At 69.5% G+C, this 16,008-nt stretch carries 13 protein-coding genes and 2 pseudogenes; 8 read left to right on the top strand and 7 right to left on the bottom strand.

From position 1 onward, the window contains the following. Positions 1 to 82: 82 nt before the first annotated feature. On the top strand, positions 83 to 856 hold the full coding sequence (locus tag ABZ659_RS29805) for a hypothetical protein (RefSeq protein WP_360225859.1): 774 nt from the start codon (positions 83 to 85) through the stop codon (positions 854 to 856). A gap of 196 nt (positions 857 to 1,052) precedes the next feature. Here ABZ659_RS29805 and ABZ659_RS29800 read toward each other — a convergent pair whose 3' ends face one another. Beyond that, a complete protein-coding gene (locus ABZ659_RS29800) occupies positions 1,053 to 1,796 on the bottom strand; it encodes an amino acid ABC transporter ATP-binding protein (RefSeq protein WP_360225856.1) in 744 nt (247 codons plus the stop codon). Positions 1,797 to 1,935: 139 nt separating this feature from the next. Then, entirely contained in the window at positions 1,936 to 2,370 is a 435-nt protein-coding gene (locus ABZ659_RS29795; RefSeq protein ID WP_360225853.1) for a DUF6278 family protein, read from the bottom strand. A 318-nt stretch (positions 2,371 to 2,688) separates the two neighbouring features. Here ABZ659_RS29795 and ABZ659_RS29790 point away from each other — a divergent pair, with 318 nt between their 5' ends. Next, positions 2,689 to 4,395: an SGNH/GDSL hydrolase family protein gene (locus tag ABZ659_RS29790; protein ID WP_360225972.1), complete on the top strand. Its 1,707-nt coding sequence runs from the start codon at positions 2,689 to 2,691 to the stop codon at positions 4,393 to 4,395. A gap of 9 nt (positions 4,396 to 4,404) precedes the next feature. Here ABZ659_RS29790 and ABZ659_RS29785 read toward each other — a convergent pair whose 3' ends face one another. The 4 genes from ABZ659_RS29785 to ABZ659_RS29770 all read right to left on the bottom strand — a co-directional run bounded on the left by ABZ659_RS29785 (position 4,405) and on the right by ABZ659_RS29770 (position 7,698). Then, a complete protein-coding gene (locus tag ABZ659_RS29785) occupies positions 4,405 to 5,184 on the bottom strand; it encodes an exodeoxyribonuclease III (RefSeq protein WP_360225850.1) in 780 nt (259 codons plus the stop codon). 53 nt (positions 5,185 to 5,237) lie between these two features. After that, positions 5,238 to 5,873 carry an MBL fold metallo-hydrolase gene (locus tag ABZ659_RS29780; RefSeq protein WP_360225847.1) on the bottom strand — a complete coding sequence of 212 codons (636 nt, stop codon included), beginning with the start codon at positions 5,871 to 5,873 and terminating at the stop codon, positions 5,238 to 5,240. A gap of 56 nt (positions 5,874 to 5,929) precedes the next feature. Continuing rightward, positions 5,930 to 7,279 carry an alpha/beta fold hydrolase gene (locus tag ABZ659_RS29775; protein ID WP_360225844.1) on the bottom strand — a complete coding sequence of 450 codons (1,350 nt, stop codon included), beginning with the start codon at positions 7,277 to 7,279 and terminating at the stop codon, positions 5,930 to 5,932. A 290-nt stretch (positions 7,280 to 7,569) separates the two neighbouring features. Next, a complete protein-coding gene (locus ABZ659_RS29770) occupies positions 7,570 to 7,698 on the bottom strand; it encodes a hypothetical protein (RefSeq protein ID WP_360225841.1) in 129 nt (42 codons plus the stop codon). 8 nt (positions 7,699 to 7,706) lie between these two features. Between ABZ659_RS29770 and ABZ659_RS29765 the strand changes: the two are divergent. Further along, a pseudogene (locus ABZ659_RS29765) lies at positions 7,707 to 8,001 on the top strand (phospho-N-acetylmuramoyl-pentapeptide-transferase); the annotation flags it as partial. A 435-nt stretch (positions 8,002 to 8,436) separates the two neighbouring features. Further along, positions 8,437 to 10,515: a hypothetical protein gene (locus ABZ659_RS29760; RefSeq protein ID WP_360225838.1), complete on the top strand. Its 2,079-nt coding sequence runs from the start codon at positions 8,437 to 8,439 to the stop codon at positions 10,513 to 10,515. Positions 10,516 to 10,576: 61 nt separating this feature from the next. Here the strand turns inward: ABZ659_RS29760 and ABZ659_RS29755 are convergent, their stop codons facing one another. After that, complete coding sequence (locus ABZ659_RS29755; RefSeq protein ID WP_360225969.1) at positions 10,577 to 11,224, bottom strand: SMI1/KNR4 family protein; 648 nt, start codon at positions 11,222 to 11,224, stop codon at positions 10,577 to 10,579. Between the two features lie 729 nt (positions 11,225 to 11,953). Here ABZ659_RS29755 and ABZ659_RS29750 point away from each other — a divergent pair. The 4 genes and pseudogenes from ABZ659_RS29750 to ABZ659_RS29735 form a co-directional block, all read left to right on the top strand. After that, positions 11,954 to 12,118, top strand: a pseudogene (locus ABZ659_RS29750) (hypothetical protein); the annotation flags it as partial. Positions 12,119 to 12,237: 119 nt separating this feature from the next. Next, on the top strand, positions 12,238 to 12,495 hold the full coding sequence (locus tag ABZ659_RS29745) for an IS3 family transposase (RefSeq protein WP_360225835.1): 258 nt from the start codon (positions 12,238 to 12,240) through the stop codon (positions 12,493 to 12,495). A 287-nt stretch (positions 12,496 to 12,782) separates the two neighbouring features. Beyond that, on the top strand, positions 12,783 to 13,985 hold the full coding sequence (locus ABZ659_RS29740) for a hypothetical protein (RefSeq protein ID WP_360225832.1): 1,203 nt from the start codon (positions 12,783 to 12,785) through the stop codon (positions 13,983 to 13,985). Further along, on the top strand, positions 13,982 to 15,901 hold the full coding sequence (locus ABZ659_RS29735) for a caspase family protein (RefSeq protein WP_176945206.1): 1,920 nt from the start codon (positions 13,982 to 13,984) through the stop codon (positions 15,899 to 15,901). Before ABZ659_RS29740 ends, ABZ659_RS29735 begins: the two co-directional genes overlap by 4 nt. Positions 15,902 to 16,008 lie beyond the last annotated feature (107 nt).

Here is a 16,008-nt window from a genome sequence, read left to right as displayed (position 1 = left end):
CAGGGAAACCAGCAGAGCCCGGAGAGCCCGGAGAGCCCCGCATCGAACACGGGTTTGCGTTAACCCGCTACCATCCCCGCCCATGAATGACGACGTGCGCAACATCGTCCTGGGCGTGGTCGCGGCGGGCATCAGCGCGGCGCTGGGCTGGCTCGCCCGTACGTACCTGTGGAAGCGGAAACTCCGCCGCAAACAGGCCTTCTTCGGGCTGCCGGAGAACTCGGAGTCGCTGCTCGTCGTCAACCGCGACCCGGCCATGGCGGAACCGGCGGTGCACCGCTTCGACGTGTTCGCGCTGCTGGAGCTCTCCGCGCTGATCAAGGACTGCGGCGCGCACGTCCAGGTGGTCACCCAGGACGCCCACCCCCAGGGCTTCGGCGAGCGCACGGAGTTCTGCGTCGGCGGGCCGGGGTCGAATCGCCGCATGGTCGCGCACATGGCGGCGATGCTGCCCGGGGTCCGCGTGAACGTGGACCCCGAACCGGGCCCGGACCGGGGCGCGTTCCTGATAGGCACCGAGCGGTACCGGATGGAGCCGGGCATCACGGAGTACGTCCTGCTGGCCCGGCTGACGGCCGGTGACCGGCGCGAGACCCGCCCGGTGTTCCTCTTCTGCGGCCAGCGGGCGATCACCAACCAGGCGGCGACCCGCTACCTGGCCCGCCACCACGAGCGCCTGGCCCGCAAGTACGGCGGCAACTCCTTCGTCCTGCTGCTGAAGGTCGTCAACTCCCAGGCGTACGGCCCGGACGTGGTCGAACTGGTCGGCGACATCACCCGCACGGCCCAGACCCCGCTCCCAGACCCCGCGACGTCGACACCGCCCAAGACCAAGAACTCACACCGGGGCCAGTGAACGCCCCCCGGACCCGGGCCAACCCGCCCGGTGCGCGGCTGACCTTCTCCTCCGCGGCGGCCGACACCTCATCGGTGCCGGTCCCCCGCGCGAGCAGTGATCGGCGGCCGCGCCCGGCCGGGCCTGGCTCACAGGGTTGAACGTCACATCGTAGTCGAGGTCTCAACCACCCCCGGGCTCCCCGGTGCCTGAGGCCTCAATGCTTGAGGATCTTGGAGAGGAAGTCCCGGGCCCGTTCGCTGCTCGGGTTGGTGAAGAACTCGTCGGGGCTGCGGTCCTCGACGATGCGGCCGTCCGCCATGAACACCACCCGGTTGGCCGCGGACCGGGCGAAGCCCATCTCGTGGGTGACGACGACCATGGTCATGCCCTCCCGGGCGAGCTGCCGCATCACCTCCAGGACCTCGTTGATCATCTCCGGGTCGAGGGCCGACGTCGGCTCGTCGAAGAGCATGACCTTGGGGTCCATCGCCAGCGCCCGCGCGATCGCGACACGCTGCTGCTGCCCGCCGGAGAGCTGCGCGGGGTACTTGTCCGCCTGGTCGGCGAGGCCGACGCGGTCGAGGAGTTGGCGGGAGCGTCTGTCGGCGTCCTCCTTCTTCCGTCTGCGGACCTTGACCTGCCCGAGCGAGATGTTCTGGAGGACGGTCTTGTGGGCGAAGAGGTTGAACGACTGGAAGACCATCCCCACGTCGGCGCGGAGCCGGGCCAGCGCCTTGCCCTCGTCCGGCAGCGGCTGCCCGTCCACCAGGATCGTGCCGGAGTGGATGGGCTCCAGCCGGTTGATCGCGCGGCACAGCGTGGACTTCCCCGAGCCCGAGGGGCCGATGACGACGACCACCTCTCCCCGGCCCACGGTGAGGTCGATGTCCTGGAGGACGTGCAGGTCACCGAAGAACTTGTTGACGTCACGCAGCTCGATCAGCGGCTCGACGGCCATGCTCAGCCCTACTCACTCTCAGCTGTCACGCGTGTGTGGCGATCGCCGCAAACTAACCAGACGACCCCCACCTCGGTCCGCGACACGCATCCGACCCAGAAAAGCCGTATTAACCACGCGTGACCACCGCACGGACCCTTCAGGCCTCCGCGATCTCCGCGTACAGCTGCGACAGCTCGGGCACCCCGTGCGCCGCCCACTCCTGCCCCACCGTCACGACGTCGAACTCACGCCCGGAGGCGAGCCGGACGACGGGTTCACCGGTGGACCAGATGTCCCAGGCCGCCCCGGGCACCGTCCGCACGATCACCGTGCCCAGGTACAGACCGGCGTCGTTGCCGAGCCAGGGCAGCATCTCCTCGTCGTCGCGCCAGCGCGGCAGCAGCTGGTCCAGCGCTTCGAGGGAGGCCACCGAGTCGTCGAGCCGGACGCCCGCCCGGGACGCCTGCGACCGCAGCAGCTCGCACTCGGACAGCAGACCGGCGATCCCCTCGGGATCGGGCGTGTCACCGCCCGCCGTCAGGAGGGCGGCGGCCCGCTTCTTCCGCCGACCGCCCAGGAAAGGGATGTTCATACGGACCAGCCTGTCATTCGCACCCGCGTGCGCACCACAGGCGCGCGGACCTCAGCGTGCGGGGGGTTTCCCGCCCCGCCCACGCATGGCTCGTTGACCTGCGGCGACGACCTCCCTAGCTTCACGGTGACTCATCCGCGCCCATCAGGTCACTCGTCCCCCAAGACCACTGGTCCCCCACGGCCACCAGCAGGCACACACACCCCGGGAGTATCGGTCTTGTTGCCCAAGCATCCAGGGACCCCTTGCAGCCCCACGAGCCCCACGGGCGGCCTCACGGGCCTCACGATTCTCCTCACCCTGCTCGCGGCCCTCGTACTGCCGGGCGGCGGCACCGCGCGGGCCGCCGAGTCGCTGTTCGCCCCCCTCCCCCTGACCCGCCTCTACGACAACACCGCCATCAGCGACGACGCCGCCCCGGAGCGGGCCGACTTCGACGGCCTCGGCGCCTCCCTCTCCGCCCGGGACCTGAGGGCGGCTGGCTGGACGCCGGGCGCCGCGCTCACCGTCCAGGGGGCCCGGCTGACCTGGCCGGACAGCGCCGCGGGCGACCCGGACAACGTGCGCGCCGCGGGGCAGAGCGTCTGGGTGGGCGGCTCCGGCGACGCGCTGGCCTTCCTGGTCGCGGGCACGGACGGCGACGGCGTCACCGGCTCCGGAACGGTCTCCTACGCCGACGGCACCCTCTCCTCGTACGAGCTGGCCGCGCCCGACTGGCGTACCGGTCCGCTCGCCACCAAGGCGGTGGCGCTGCCGCACGTCAACACGCCCGCCGGACAGCTCGCCGAGAAGGCCCGGCTGTACGTGGTGACGGTGCCCGTCGCGGCGGGCCGCCAGGTGGCCTCCGTGCGGCTGCCGTACGCGCCCGCGCTGCACGTGTTCTCGGTGGCGGTACGTCCGGCCACGGCGGACTGGACGGGCAGCTGGGCGACGGCGACCTCCGGGTACCAGGCGGTCGGCCCCTGGACCGACCGGACGCTGCGGCTCGTGGTGCACACCTCGGTGGGCGGGCCGCGGGTGCGGCTGCGGTTCGACAACACCTTCGCGGGGACGCCGGTGCGGATCGGCCGCGCGACGGTCGCCGTGCAGGACAGCGGGGCGACGGCGCGCGGCGGCCCGGTGCCGGTGACCTTCGGCGGCTCACCGTCCGCCGTGCTCCCGGCGGGGGCGCAGGCGTACAGCGATCCGCTCGCCTTCCAGGTGCCCGCGGACGCCAACCTGCTGGTCAGCTTCCACCTCCCCGGCACGGTGTCGGCGGTGCCGGTGCACCGGCTGGCGGTGCAGCGGTCGTACGTCAGTCAGCCCGGCGACCACACGGCGGACGGCCCGGCGACGGCGTACACCTCGACGATCACCACCTGGCCGCTGCTCACCGGGGTCGACGTGGGCGGGGGGCCGGGGTCGGTGGTGCTGCTCGGCAACTCGATCACGGACGGTGACCGGTCGACGGTGGACGCCAACCGCCGCTGGCCCGACGTGCTGGCGACCCGGCTGCTGGCGCAGGGCGCGGTGCCGCACTACGGCGTGCTCAACCAGGGCGTCTCGGCGAACCGGGTGCTCACCGACCGCTATCCCGGCGACGGCGTCTCCCAGGACCTGGGCGGGGTGAGCGCGTTGAACCGGCTGGACCGGGATGTGCTGGCGCAGACGTCGGTGCGGACGGCGGTGCTGTTCGAGGGCGTCAACGACCTGCTGTCGGGCGCCTCGGCGGACGAGGTCGTCGCCGGGCTGCGGCAGCTCGCTGACCGGGCGCACGCGTGGGGTCTGCGGGTCCCGGCCGCGACGCTGCTGCCCTGCGGCGGGTTGGCGGGGTGCACGGCGGCGGTGGAGGCCGAGCGGGCCGAGGTCAACGCGTACATCCGGGACGCCGCGGTGTTCGACGGGGTGCTCGACTTCGACGCGGCGCTGCGGGACCCGGCGCAGCCGACCCGGATGCGCCCGGAGTACGACAGCGGCGACCACCTGCACCCCGGCGACGCGGGCCTGGCGGAACTGGCCGAGTCGGTGGACCTGACGCTGCTCTAGGCAGCCGGCCTACACCTCCAGATCCACCACCACCGGGGCATGGTCCGAGGCCCCCTTGCCCTTGCGCTCCTCCCGGTCGACGTAGGCGTCCTTGACGGCGTCGGAGAACGCCTGGTTGCCGTAGACGAGGTCGATGCGCATCCCGCGGTTCTTGGGGAAGCAGAGCTGCCGGTAGTCCCAGTACGTGTAGGGGTGGTCGTACTTCAGGGGCCGCGGGACGACGTCGCTGAGGCCGGTCTCGCGCAGGGCGGCGAGGGCGGCGCGCTCGGCGGGGGTGACGTGGGTGAGGCCCTCGAAGGCGGCGGTGTCGTAGACGTCGTCGTCCGTCGGCGCCACGTTGTAGTCGCCGAGGACGGCGAAGGGGCGGCTGCCGCCCGCGTCACCGGCGACGGCGGCCTTCAGGGCCTCGAACCACTGGAGCTTGTAGGCGTAGTGCGGGTGGTCGACCTCGCGGCCGTTGGGCACGTACACCGACCAGACGCGGACCGGGCCGCAGGTGGCGGAGATCGCGCGGGGCTCCACCGAGCCGTCGTAGCCGGGGTCGCCGGGCAGGCCCTTGACGACGTCTTCCAGGCCTACGCGGGAGAGCACCGCGACGCCGTTCCACCGGCCGGTGGCGTGGACCGCCGCCTCGTAGCCGATCTCGCGCAGTTGCCCGGTCGGGAACTGCTCCTCGGCGACCTTGGCCTCCTGGAGGCAGAGCACGTCGGTGCCGCTGCTCTCCAGCCAGGCGAGGAGCCGTGGCAGGCGGGCGGTGATCGAGTTCACGTTCCAGGTCGCGATGCGCATGTCCCACAACCTACCCGGCGGGTCTGACAACGCCGCCCCGCCGGGTTCGGGACTCAGACCTCCGCCGTGTCGCCCGAGGTCAGCCGCTGGTGGTCGGTGCCGCCGAGGGCGCCGATCTGGCGGTCGTAGATGGGGCGGGCGAGGTCGGTGAGGAGGGCGTCGTGGATGTCGTAGGCCCGCTGGGGCTTGACCTCGCGAACGTAGTCGATGACCTCGGCGATCTTGTTCCAGGGGGCCATCACCGGCAGCATCAGCGTCTCCACCGGGTGGTCGGGGACGGTCAGCGCGTCGCCCGGGTGGAAGACCTTGCCGCCGGCGACGAGGTAGCCGACGTTGGTGACGCGCGGGATGTCCGGGTGGATGACGGCGTGGAGTCCGCCGTGCACCTGGACGTCGAAGCCCGCGGCGGTGAACGTGTCGCCGTGGCCGACGGTGTGCACCCGGCCCGGGAACGCCGCCGAGAGCTGCTCGGCGACGGACCGCAGGGTCCAGATCTCGGCGGCCGGACTGGCCTCCAGCGCGGCCCGCAGCCGGGACTCGTCGAAGTGGTCGGGGTGCTCGTGGGTGACGAGCACCGCGTCCGCACCGGCCGTGGCGTCCTCCTCGCTGAACATGCCCGGGTCGATGACGAGGGTCCGTCCGTCCTTCTCAAGACGGACGCAGGCGTGCGACTTCTTCGTGAGCTTCATGGTTCCATCCTGCCTCGCGACGCCGGGCGGCTCCCGGGATGGCTCCCGGGAGGCGGTCACTCCTGCGGCGTGGTCTCCTCCCGCACCACCTGCTGCGCCACCCTGAAGGCGCTGCTCGCGGCGGGCAGGCCGCAGTAGACGGCCGCCTGGAGGAGCACCTCCCTGATCTCGGCGGGGGTGAGGCCGCTGCGCAGGGCGGCGCGGGTGTGGTCGGCGAGTTCCTCCAGGTGACCGCCCGCGACCAGGGCGGTGAGGGTGACAGCGCTGCGGGTGCGCCGGTCCAGTCCTGGCCGGTCCCATATCTCGCCCCAGGCGTACCGGGTCAGGAACTCCTCGAAGTCCGCGGAGAACTCGTCGGTCCGCGCCAGCGTCCGGTCCACGTGCGCGTCGCCGAGCACCTCGCGGCGCACCTTGATGCCGGTGTCGTACGGGTCGGGCCGCCCCGCCGGTCCCGCCGGGGCCACGGCGGCCGGGGCGATCTCGGCGATGGGCCCGGTCTGCTGCGGCTGCGCGAACTGCGGCGCCTGCGGGCCGGTCGGGCCCGGCTGGGCCGGTACGAGGACAGGCTGCCCGGGACCGGCGGCCGCCGGGACCGCGACCTGCCCGGTGGCGGAGTCGAACGCGGGCTGCCAGGCCGTGGAGAAGTGGTGGACCAGCAGGTCCGTGACGGCGGCGGGCTGTTCGACCGGAACGAGATGGGACGCGCCGGGTACGACGGCCAGCCGCGCGTCCGGAATCCCGGCGACCAGCGTGCGCGCCTCCGCGGGCCCGGTCACCTGGTCCTCGGACCCGACGAGCACCAGCGTCGGCACCCCGATCCCGGCGAGCTCGGACCGTACGTCGAACGCGGCCAGCGCCTCGCAGGCGGCGATGTAGCAGCCGGGGTCGGTGGTGCGCACCATCTGCACCGCCCACTCGGTGATCGCGGGCTGCGCGGCGGCGAACCCGGCGGTGAACCAGCGGTCGGGCGCGGCGCGCGCGATGGGGTCCAGGCCGTTGGTCCGCACGACCACCCCGCGCTGCCGGAACTCGTCGGCCGAGCCGAACCGCGGCGAGGCGGCGATCAGCACGAGCGAGGCGAGCCGCTCCGGGTGCCGCAGCGCCAACTCGATCCCGACCGCGCCGCCCAGCGCGCAGCCCGCGTACCCGAAGCGCTGCACCCCGAGCGCGTCCAGGGTGGCGAGCAGCCGGTCGACCAGATCCCCGACCGCGCCCGCCGGATACGCCGGCGCACCGCCGTGTCCCGGCAGATCGAACCGGAAGACCCGCCACTGCTCGGCCAACTCCGGCACCTGCCGGTCCCACATGTGCCATGTGGTACCCAGTGAGGGACCCAAGATCAGGACCGGAGCGTCTTCTGGCCCGTCAAAGCGGTATTGCAGGGTGTTCGGGGGTGTCTCACTCACGCCCCAGACCCTCTCACGTCTCACGACAGCCCCTATGAGCGGGGGCCTAGCTGTATCTGTTTGACCAGGTGGAAGACCTCCCGGGCCGCGTAGCCTTTGAGGCAACGGACGATTTCGCGCAGGGTCTTGCCTCCTTGATGCGGCGCTCGTAGTAGCCCTGAGTGCGCGGGTCGACCCACAGACGAGTGAATACGATGGGGTGGAGCGCGGCGTTGGCCTGACGGTCGCCCCCACGGTTGAGACGACGGAACTGCCCGGCGTCCCGAGGAACGCTCGACGGGACTGACCCCCTACAGCGCGGCGAAGGACGCCTCGATGTCCAGCCGTTCCGGATTGTCCCCCACCATGATCAGCAGAGCGACGGCTGTGTCCGGACCGATCCCCACCGCCTCGAGCAGCTGGGGCGCGTGACACTCCATGAGCCGGGCAGGTCCAGAAGTCGTGGGCCAACGCGATGACGATGATTCACCCCGCCTCCTGTATGGAGGTCCGCGCCCCACTCGACCAAGCCGTCATCGCCTCCGCCCTCACGGGCCGCGTGCCTCGGGTTTCTGTGGTGGAACACCTCACCCGCCAAGTTCATGGGTGACACCGGCTCGCTCGCCCTCGGTGGCGCCCTGGCGGGCCTGGCCATCTGCTCTCGCACCGAACTTCTGCTCGGTCTGAGGGGCGCCCTGTTCGCCCTGCTCACCCTGTCCGTTGTCATCCAGGTCAGCTCATTTCCTCGATGAGGACGGCTGTCGCGGAAATGGCCGCCGCTGTGCGGGAGTTCGCCGAGCAGTTCGGGCGGCATGACTTGGAGCCCACGCGGCGGACCGGTCACATCCTGGCCTCCAACAAGGGCAACAGTAGGCCCGCTTGCACATGGAGGTGCCTGGGTGCGTCCGATCGGTCCGTGCAAGCAACGTTCCGTCAGACAATGCGGGCCGGACGTCGTCGCACTTGCGGCTTGTGGACGTGTCACCCGAAGAGGCTCCCCGATCCGTGTCGCGGACCCCCCAGCAGGATCAACTGGTCCCGATCCTCGCGGCGAGTTCGACGACGACCATCTGTCCTTAAAGCGCCCTTACTTCGACCCTACTCCCAGGCGTATCGTCCTTCACTCGCGTTCATTCGAACGCACGTTTGACTCAGCTCGAGGAAGGATGCAGCCCTTCGTGTCTGTCTACCAGCGCTTATCGAGATCAGGCGTCCAAACGGGAATCGCCCTGGGGGCCTGCCTGCTGATGGTCTCCGCCGTGCCCGCGGCAGCCACCACCACCGCCCGTCCCGACCCCTACGCGGCGCCGTCTACGCGCCCGGCGGCCGGTCCGGAAGTCGCCTCTCCCGCAGCGGGTTCGCGTCCCGTATCCGGCAAGAACCCGTCCGCCGGTCCGCAGTTCAAGAAGAGCGGTGACACCTGGAAGGTCATCAGCCCCGATGTAGTACTGAAGAACACGGTCACCGACGCGGACGGCGACAAGTCCACGGTCACGTTCGAGGTCTACACGGCCAATGCGGACGGCACACCGAAGGCCCAGGTCAACATTGACGACTCCAACTCGTACGGAGTGGGAGTGTCCGGCTACGTCGCCTCGGGCGCGACCGCTCAGTTCAAGGTCGCCTACGGCAAGCTGAAGCCTGGCGTCAACTACCTCGTCCACACGTCTGCGTTCGACGGCAGCCTGTACGAGACGACCTGGTCGCCGTGGGCGAAGTTCCGCATCGACCCGTACGTGACGTTTCCCGCGCCGCAGCAGGCGGAATCGACGATCGACCAGGCCGAACAGAAGATCGTCGAGTTCACCCGGACCGATCCCGGCGGCTCCGCCACGTCATCCGCCCCGTTGTCGTCGCCCGCCCTGGGCGACTTCGACAAGAAGAACTGCTCCACGACAGACCAGCAGGACCGGCGCGTCTGCTTCACCATGACGAAGCCGGACAAGAGCAGGAAGAACGGCAGGCCCGAGCCCGGCAGGACCAAGGAGGCTCCCCAGAGCCTCAACCGCGCGGCCCTCGACCCGACCCCTGGCGGAAACGACGCGGTCGACCTGGTGGACTGGTGCACCGACGCCGCTGACGGCCTGGATTACATGAACCGCACCGAAGCCTGTCTGAAGGATCTCGGGGAGGGAGAACTGTGGTTCTTCGACTCCGACCCGGAAAAGCCGGCGATCGGACGCGCCACCTTCAAGTTCGAGCAGCGCATGAAGACCTACCGCAACAAGTCGGAGAGCGGCAGCGACTTCGGGGAATTCGACCAGCAGATCGTCATCATCCCCACCTACATCGACCCCGCTCTCGAGGGCGTCACGATGAAGTGGAACATCGATTCATCGTGTGCCGCCTGCGACGTCGCGCCCATCCAGTGGCTGGATGACGGCGCCAACCCGACCAGCGGCGCGCACTGGACCTACGATCCCACAGGCGGCTACTACGGCCGTTGGGGAACCGTGGTAACCCGGTGGACCGGCACCGGGAAGGAACAGATCGACCTTGGCTGGTCGATCACCGCGAGCGTGGACGCGAGCAACTCCCTGAAGGCCACCGCCGACTTCGGCAGCAGCGGTATCGACAGCGTGCGGGAACTCGCCCCGCGCTGCGACAACATTCTCGCCGTGCCGGCGCCCGGCTGCGTGCTGCCGTTCTTCAAGCCGACCTACACCGTGGACACCAACGCCTACCCGGCAGCCGGGGCCTACTACTGGCTGATGCAGGAGAAGATGCCCGACCATGCCGGATCGAAGAAGTGGGACTCGCTTCTTCACTACCTCGGCCCGGACACCACCGTCACCAACCCCACCACCGGCGGCCCGTGGACAAGCACCAACAGCCGTAACAAGATCTGCGGGAGCGGAACCACCAAGTTCATCCCGCACCCGGCTGACGCGTCGGTGGGATCGACCGACTGCGACGAGTACGCCATGGCGTCCACCCACGAGAGCGGCGGCTTCCCCGGCGGCGTCAACCAAGTGAGCGACGGCAGCAAGTGCGCTCAGCTCTTCACGGAGAAGATGGCCACCCCCGCCGCCACCTTCGGAATCCTCGCCGACACCCGGACTGCCACCAACGGCCCCGCCGGAACGGAGCGGTGCGGACGTGCTGGCATCAACTCAGGCCAGAACCAGGGCGCGTTCAGCGACCTGAACCCCGCGACCTGGCGCCTGCTCGACGGCGACGGTTTCTTCGTCTCCAACCCAGGATTCGAGCACTGCGCGAACGCCAACACCACCTGTAGCTGGCGCAGCCGGTTCTAGCCTCAGCCAGAAAACCCAGGAGGGCCGGATGCATGTCCGGCCCTCCTGGGCCGTTGCGGTCCTATCCGGTCCACGGCTCCCACAGGGCCGCCGCCTCCTCGCTGTCCGGCGGCCCCCATACCAGCGCTTCGCCTATCAGACCCGGCTTGTAGCCGGTGGCCAGCTTCGGGTACTCCAGCCTGTCCGCGACCTCTTCGAGAAGCATGGTCAGAGACGTGTCTTCTACCGTGCGTACAGCCGTGTCATCCCATCCGCCTGTCTCACCCGTCTCTGCGTCGACGAACCTGCCGAAACTCAGGTCTGTGACACTCCACGCGCAAAACGGCAGCCACGACGGCCTCCAGACCAGTGTCTCCGGATCGCGACGGGCCTGCCTGCGCTGGTTGTCCATGTGCCACTGATACGACCGCGCCACCGCATCAAGGTCCAGCAACGCCCACCCCTGATCAGGGATCACCCCGGCCGCCGGAACATCCCGGCTCCCTGCGCACAGGCGCCACAGCGCCCGCAGCTCCGTTGGGGCCCGCACGCCGATGGATTCCTCCAGGGCCGCAATCTCGTCCTCTGACGCGCCCGGCCTGAGCGCTGCATGTGTCGCGGGAGCATGGCGGCCAAGCCACGTCTCGATGCGCTGCCACGCCTCACCGATCTGCCGCGCCTGCATCACGTCCTGTCGCGGACTACTTCCCTCGGCGGCATCCTCAGGCATCGTCACGCCTTTCTCATTGCGGTTGGCAGGCAGGGCAGCGTGCTGGGGGGTCTTCCTACGCGGGACCTCGGGTGCTCTATACGGACGGCAGCCCCTACCACCGCATGAACGCCCCTCCGAGAGAAACGCGCCTGCGATCGTACAGGCTTGCCATAAGCGCGGTCTTACCCACCCACAGGCCGAGCACGGCCTGTTCGTCTCCCCAGCCCACCCCAGTCCTGCCCCCTGCTTGCGGTCAGCGACCTGGCCACCAGGCTCGCAACCTGCCGCTCGGCGCCCGAAGGCGACAGGTTCACGGATTCCTGAGGGCCCCGGGCAGTGAACTGGCTGGCCGCCTGACGTTGAGACGCAGATCGTCCAGCGGGTTGAGTCAGCAGGCGTTCGTACGGCATGCGCTTGGGAGGGTGTAGTGACGTGGCGGTCTTCTTCCATGTGAAGGCCATCGCGGTGGCGATCCCAATCCCCGCGACCACCGACACCTCACGCACCCGGCCCGAGCTCGGTGCGGTCTTCGACCCACTGTTTGAGGCCGGTGTTGAACACGGCGTACCCATCTTTGTTGGGTGTTCTGAGGAAGGGCCGAATCAGGGTGGGGCCTTGACCCTTGATCCTGGACACACGAGACACTGGATCCTGAGGATCTGAGAACGGACATCTCGTGGTCAAGAAGAACTATCCGCCGCCGTTCAAGGCGGACGCGGTCGCGCTGTACCAGTCGCGGCCCAGGCGACGATCCGGCAGGTCGTTGCCGATCTGGGAATCAACCCCGAGACCTTGCGGAACTGGGTCCAGGTAGCCGACATGAGCCGACCGCGGGGACGCCGGGCGGAGGTGCCGACCGAGCCGCCGACACCCTTGGAGGCAGAGAACGCCGCTGCGCAAGAAGGTCCGTGACCTGGAGGAGGAACGCGAGATTCTGCGGAAGGCGGCGAAGTATTTCGCCGGGGAGACGCGCTGGTGAACCGCTTCCAGTTCGTTGCCGACCACCGCCGCAGCTACGGCGTGAAGCGGCTGTGCACATCCTCAACATCGCCTGCTCCAGCTTCTACAACTGGCGTCGGACGGCCGCGGACAAAGCCGCCCGGCAGGCGGCCGGCGCTCGCCTCACCGCCCGGATACGGGCCGTTCACCGCGAGTCTGACGGCACCTACGGAGTCCCCAGGATCACCGCCGAACTCCGCGACGACGGCGAGCGCATCAACCACGAGCGGATCGCCCGGATGATGTGCAGCATCGACCGGCTCAGAATCGCGCAGGTTTGCATCCGGTGACCGCCGCTGTCATGGCAGGTGACCCCTTGTCTTCCCCACGAAGACCAGGGGCTATCGACCTTCCCGGTCTCTGCTCTCGGACGGAGGAGGGCCGGGGCAGGATGGAGAGGTGTCGTCGTCCCCGCCGACCTTCGTGCCTGCTTCCGCTGGCTGCCTTCTGAGCTTCACCTTGGGGATAGCCGTCTGAACATGACACGCAGTCAGGCGGGTTCGTCACACCGCCTCCCCCAACTTCGCCGACGGACTATTCTCACTGTGGCACAGGCACGTCGGGGGTCGGGGGGCGCATGAGGTTCGTCTTTGTCCATGGGACCGGTGTCCGCCGGGAACGGTTCGAGGAACTGTTCACGCTGGTCGAGGTCGGGCTGCTGAAGGAATTCCCGAAGGCCGAGGTCGAACGTTGCTACTGGGGAGCGGAGTTCGGTGCGGAACTCAGCGCGGGTGGCGCGTCAGTTCCCGGCATGAGGCCCACGCCAGAGCCGGAGGAGGATCCCGAGACCGCAGAGTGGCTGCTGCTCCTCGCCGATCCGCTGTGCGAGCTGAGGGTTCTGGCCGAACTCGGCACCGAGGCCGAAGACGACGGATTCGGGCTGCTGGGAACGCAGTCGCCCGGCGAGAACGTGGGCGATGCCCTGCGCGCCCTGCCCGCCGTCCTGGCACCGGACGACGAACTCGCCGGACTACTGCGGGAGACCGGTCTGGCCGGCGGCTACCGGAACGCCCTGTGGACGGTGGAGCGCTCCGACGAGTTCCACGCCGCGTGCCTCGTCGCCGAGGACGACGCGACCGCCGCCGAACTCAGGGTCCACGCGGGCCGGGCTCTGGTGGCCGTGATGCTCGCCGAGGCCCGCGACACCGCCCTGTGCACCGACGCGGAACGAGACCGGCTCGTCGACCTGCTGAGCGAGCGGCTAGGCGGGACTGCCCGCGGCGTGGTGACGCGCACGGCGGGCGTCCTGTCCCGACTGGCACAGCGCGTGGCCACCCAGTCCTTCCTGGATCGTAAGCGGGGTGAGGTCACCTCCGAGAAGGCATCCGAGATCGGTGACATCCTGCGCTACCAGGCACGCGGTGAGCATCTGCGCGCCCATCTGGAGCGGGTGATCGGCGACAGCCCGGAGCCTCCGGTCGTCATCGGCCACAGCCTCGGCGGCATCGCCCTCGTGGACACCCTCGCTCTGGCTGCCCGACGCCAACCTCCCTTGCCTGTGCGCCTGTTGGTGACGGTCGGCTCCCAGGCACCCTTCCTGCACGAACTCGGTGCGCTGGCCGGACTGGAGCCTGGTGACCGGCTGCCCTCCGACTTCCCTCAGTGGCTCAACATCTACGACCGTCGGGATGTCCTCTCCTACCTCGCCGAACCGGTCTTCCCGGGCGACGGCCGCGTTGTCGACCATGAGGTGCGCAGCGGAATGCCGTTCCCCGTCTCGCACAGCGCCTACTGGAAGCTCCCTCCGGTCTTCGAGCGGATCGCCGAGGCACTGCGGTGACGGACGGTTCCCCAGCCGCCGAGCCGCAGATCACACCGGAACGGACCTTCGCGCTCGTGGTGGGTGTCGAGTCCTACGAGATCGACACCCGGCTGAACCTCTCCGGCCCGGCCGGCGACGCCGTCCGCTTCGCCGACTGGCTCACCGGCACCGCTGGCGTGCCGAAGAGCAACGTACGTCTGCTGTTGTCGCCCCTGGCCGGCACCTGGGTCGAGGGGGAGGCCAAACCCGCGACACAGAAGAACGTCGAGGAAGCGCTCTTCACGGACCTCGCCCAGTGCGACGGTGACCTGCTGTGGATCTACTGGGCCGGACACGGCTTCCTGGACCGTCGCCACGATCTGCTGCTGCCGTACGCCGACGCCACGGCCGGTCTCTTCGCTCACCTCAATCTCAGCTCGGCTCTGCGCCGGTGGAAGTCCGACGAGATCGCTGGTGGCCGCTTCCGCCGTACCGTCACCGTGGGTGATGCCTGCCGGCTGGACATCGCACGCCTTAAAGGGAAGTTCCCCCAGGTGAACTACCCGGTGGGCGCCCCCACCAGGCGCATGCAGTTCACGCTCTACGCATCCCGGCCCGGTGAGACCGCGAAGAACACCGTCCGGGCGGGCCAGTTCACGGATACCCTCCTCAGACGTCTGGAGGGCCGAACGCTCGAACAGGCGACACTCGGCCTACCCGACATCGCCCGGGACGTGCAGGCCGACTTCACCGTGATGCGAGCGAACGGCACGGCCTGGCAGCATCCGCAGTTCGACATCGCCCTGGGCTGGGACGGTTCTTCTCTCCACGGGGACACCTGGGCGGACGGTGGTACGACGAGCAGGCCGACCGGTGGCCTCGTCCTCGACCAGGTCGCCTGGACGGAGCTGGGGCAACTGATATCCGAGAGCACGGAGTTGCCCCGTGACACCTATGCGGCGTACCGCTGGGCCTTCGAGGTGACGGGCTGCGTTCCGCCGATGGAGCACAAGTTGCCGTCGTCGGACTTGGTGGAGATCGTGCGTGATCTGGACGACCGGCAGGGCACCAGCCGTGCCGTTCCGCTCGCTCTGCCGTTCGTCAAGCACCTGGCATCCCGTGCCGCGCCCTCTCCCTGGGTCGTGGCGGCGAACGGATGGGTGGAGCGTACGCGTGAACGCCTCAGCGCGGACCCCGTCCCGGTGCCGCCCTCTCGTCCGGTCGAGTCCCCAGCGCTGCACGTGCGGTTGACCGAGGACGACGAGGACTCCTACCGACTGCAACTCTGGTCGTTCCAGGAGCGCTGGGACTACGTGGGCGACTTTCCGGACCCCATGGACCTGGAAGGCGTGCGGAAGGCGCTCACCCTTCACCTCCTGACGGAACCGGCGAAGCCGGCGCGGATCGAGTTCCACGTTCCGTTCGACCTGTTGGAGGTGCCGTTCGAGACCTGGACGGTGTCGCGCCCCGCGCGCAGAGGCCGCGGTGAGCGGGCCGTCCAGCTCGGCTGCCGCTACGAGGTAGTGCTGCGCTGCCCCGAGGAACGCGAGGATCTCGAACTCTGGCTGGCCAAGTGGCAGTGGTACGAGACACATGGCGGCCTGCATCCGGACGCCGTGCGGGACATCGCGGACTGCGATGTGTCCGGCGACCTGGCCGACAAGCTACAACTGAACGCGTCACCGGTCTGCGTGCTGGCCGAGGTGACCGAGGATCTGGTCATGGACGTCTTGGAAGCCGTGGTGGACGGCGGGATACCGATCGCCGTTTGGCGTCGCCCCTCCCCGGCACCCGGCGCGGCCATACGTACAGCGCTCGACGCCGACCCTCCGCACGCACTCGACGTGGCATCGCTGCCGACCGGACTCAGGCGAGCCCGGGTGGACCAACACCCGCTCGCGCTGCTCTACGACAACCCCGATCGGGTGCCCTTGAGGCGGTCGCTGTCCTCGTGAACCGTCGTCTAGTACTCCAGTCTGGTTTCGCGATCTTGCTGCGGACCCGGCTGGGAACGGGTACGGCCACCGCGTGATCATCGGTTGGTGTGTGGACAAACGAAGAT

This window comes from Streptomyces sp. NPDC006997 (genome assembly GCF_040635175.1).
Taxonomy (GTDB): domain Bacteria; phylum Actinomycetota; class Actinomycetes; order Streptomycetales; family Streptomycetaceae; genus Streptomyces.
The sequence above is the reverse complement of the archived record's forward strand: the minus strand, read 5'-3'. Positions and strand labels throughout refer to the sequence as shown.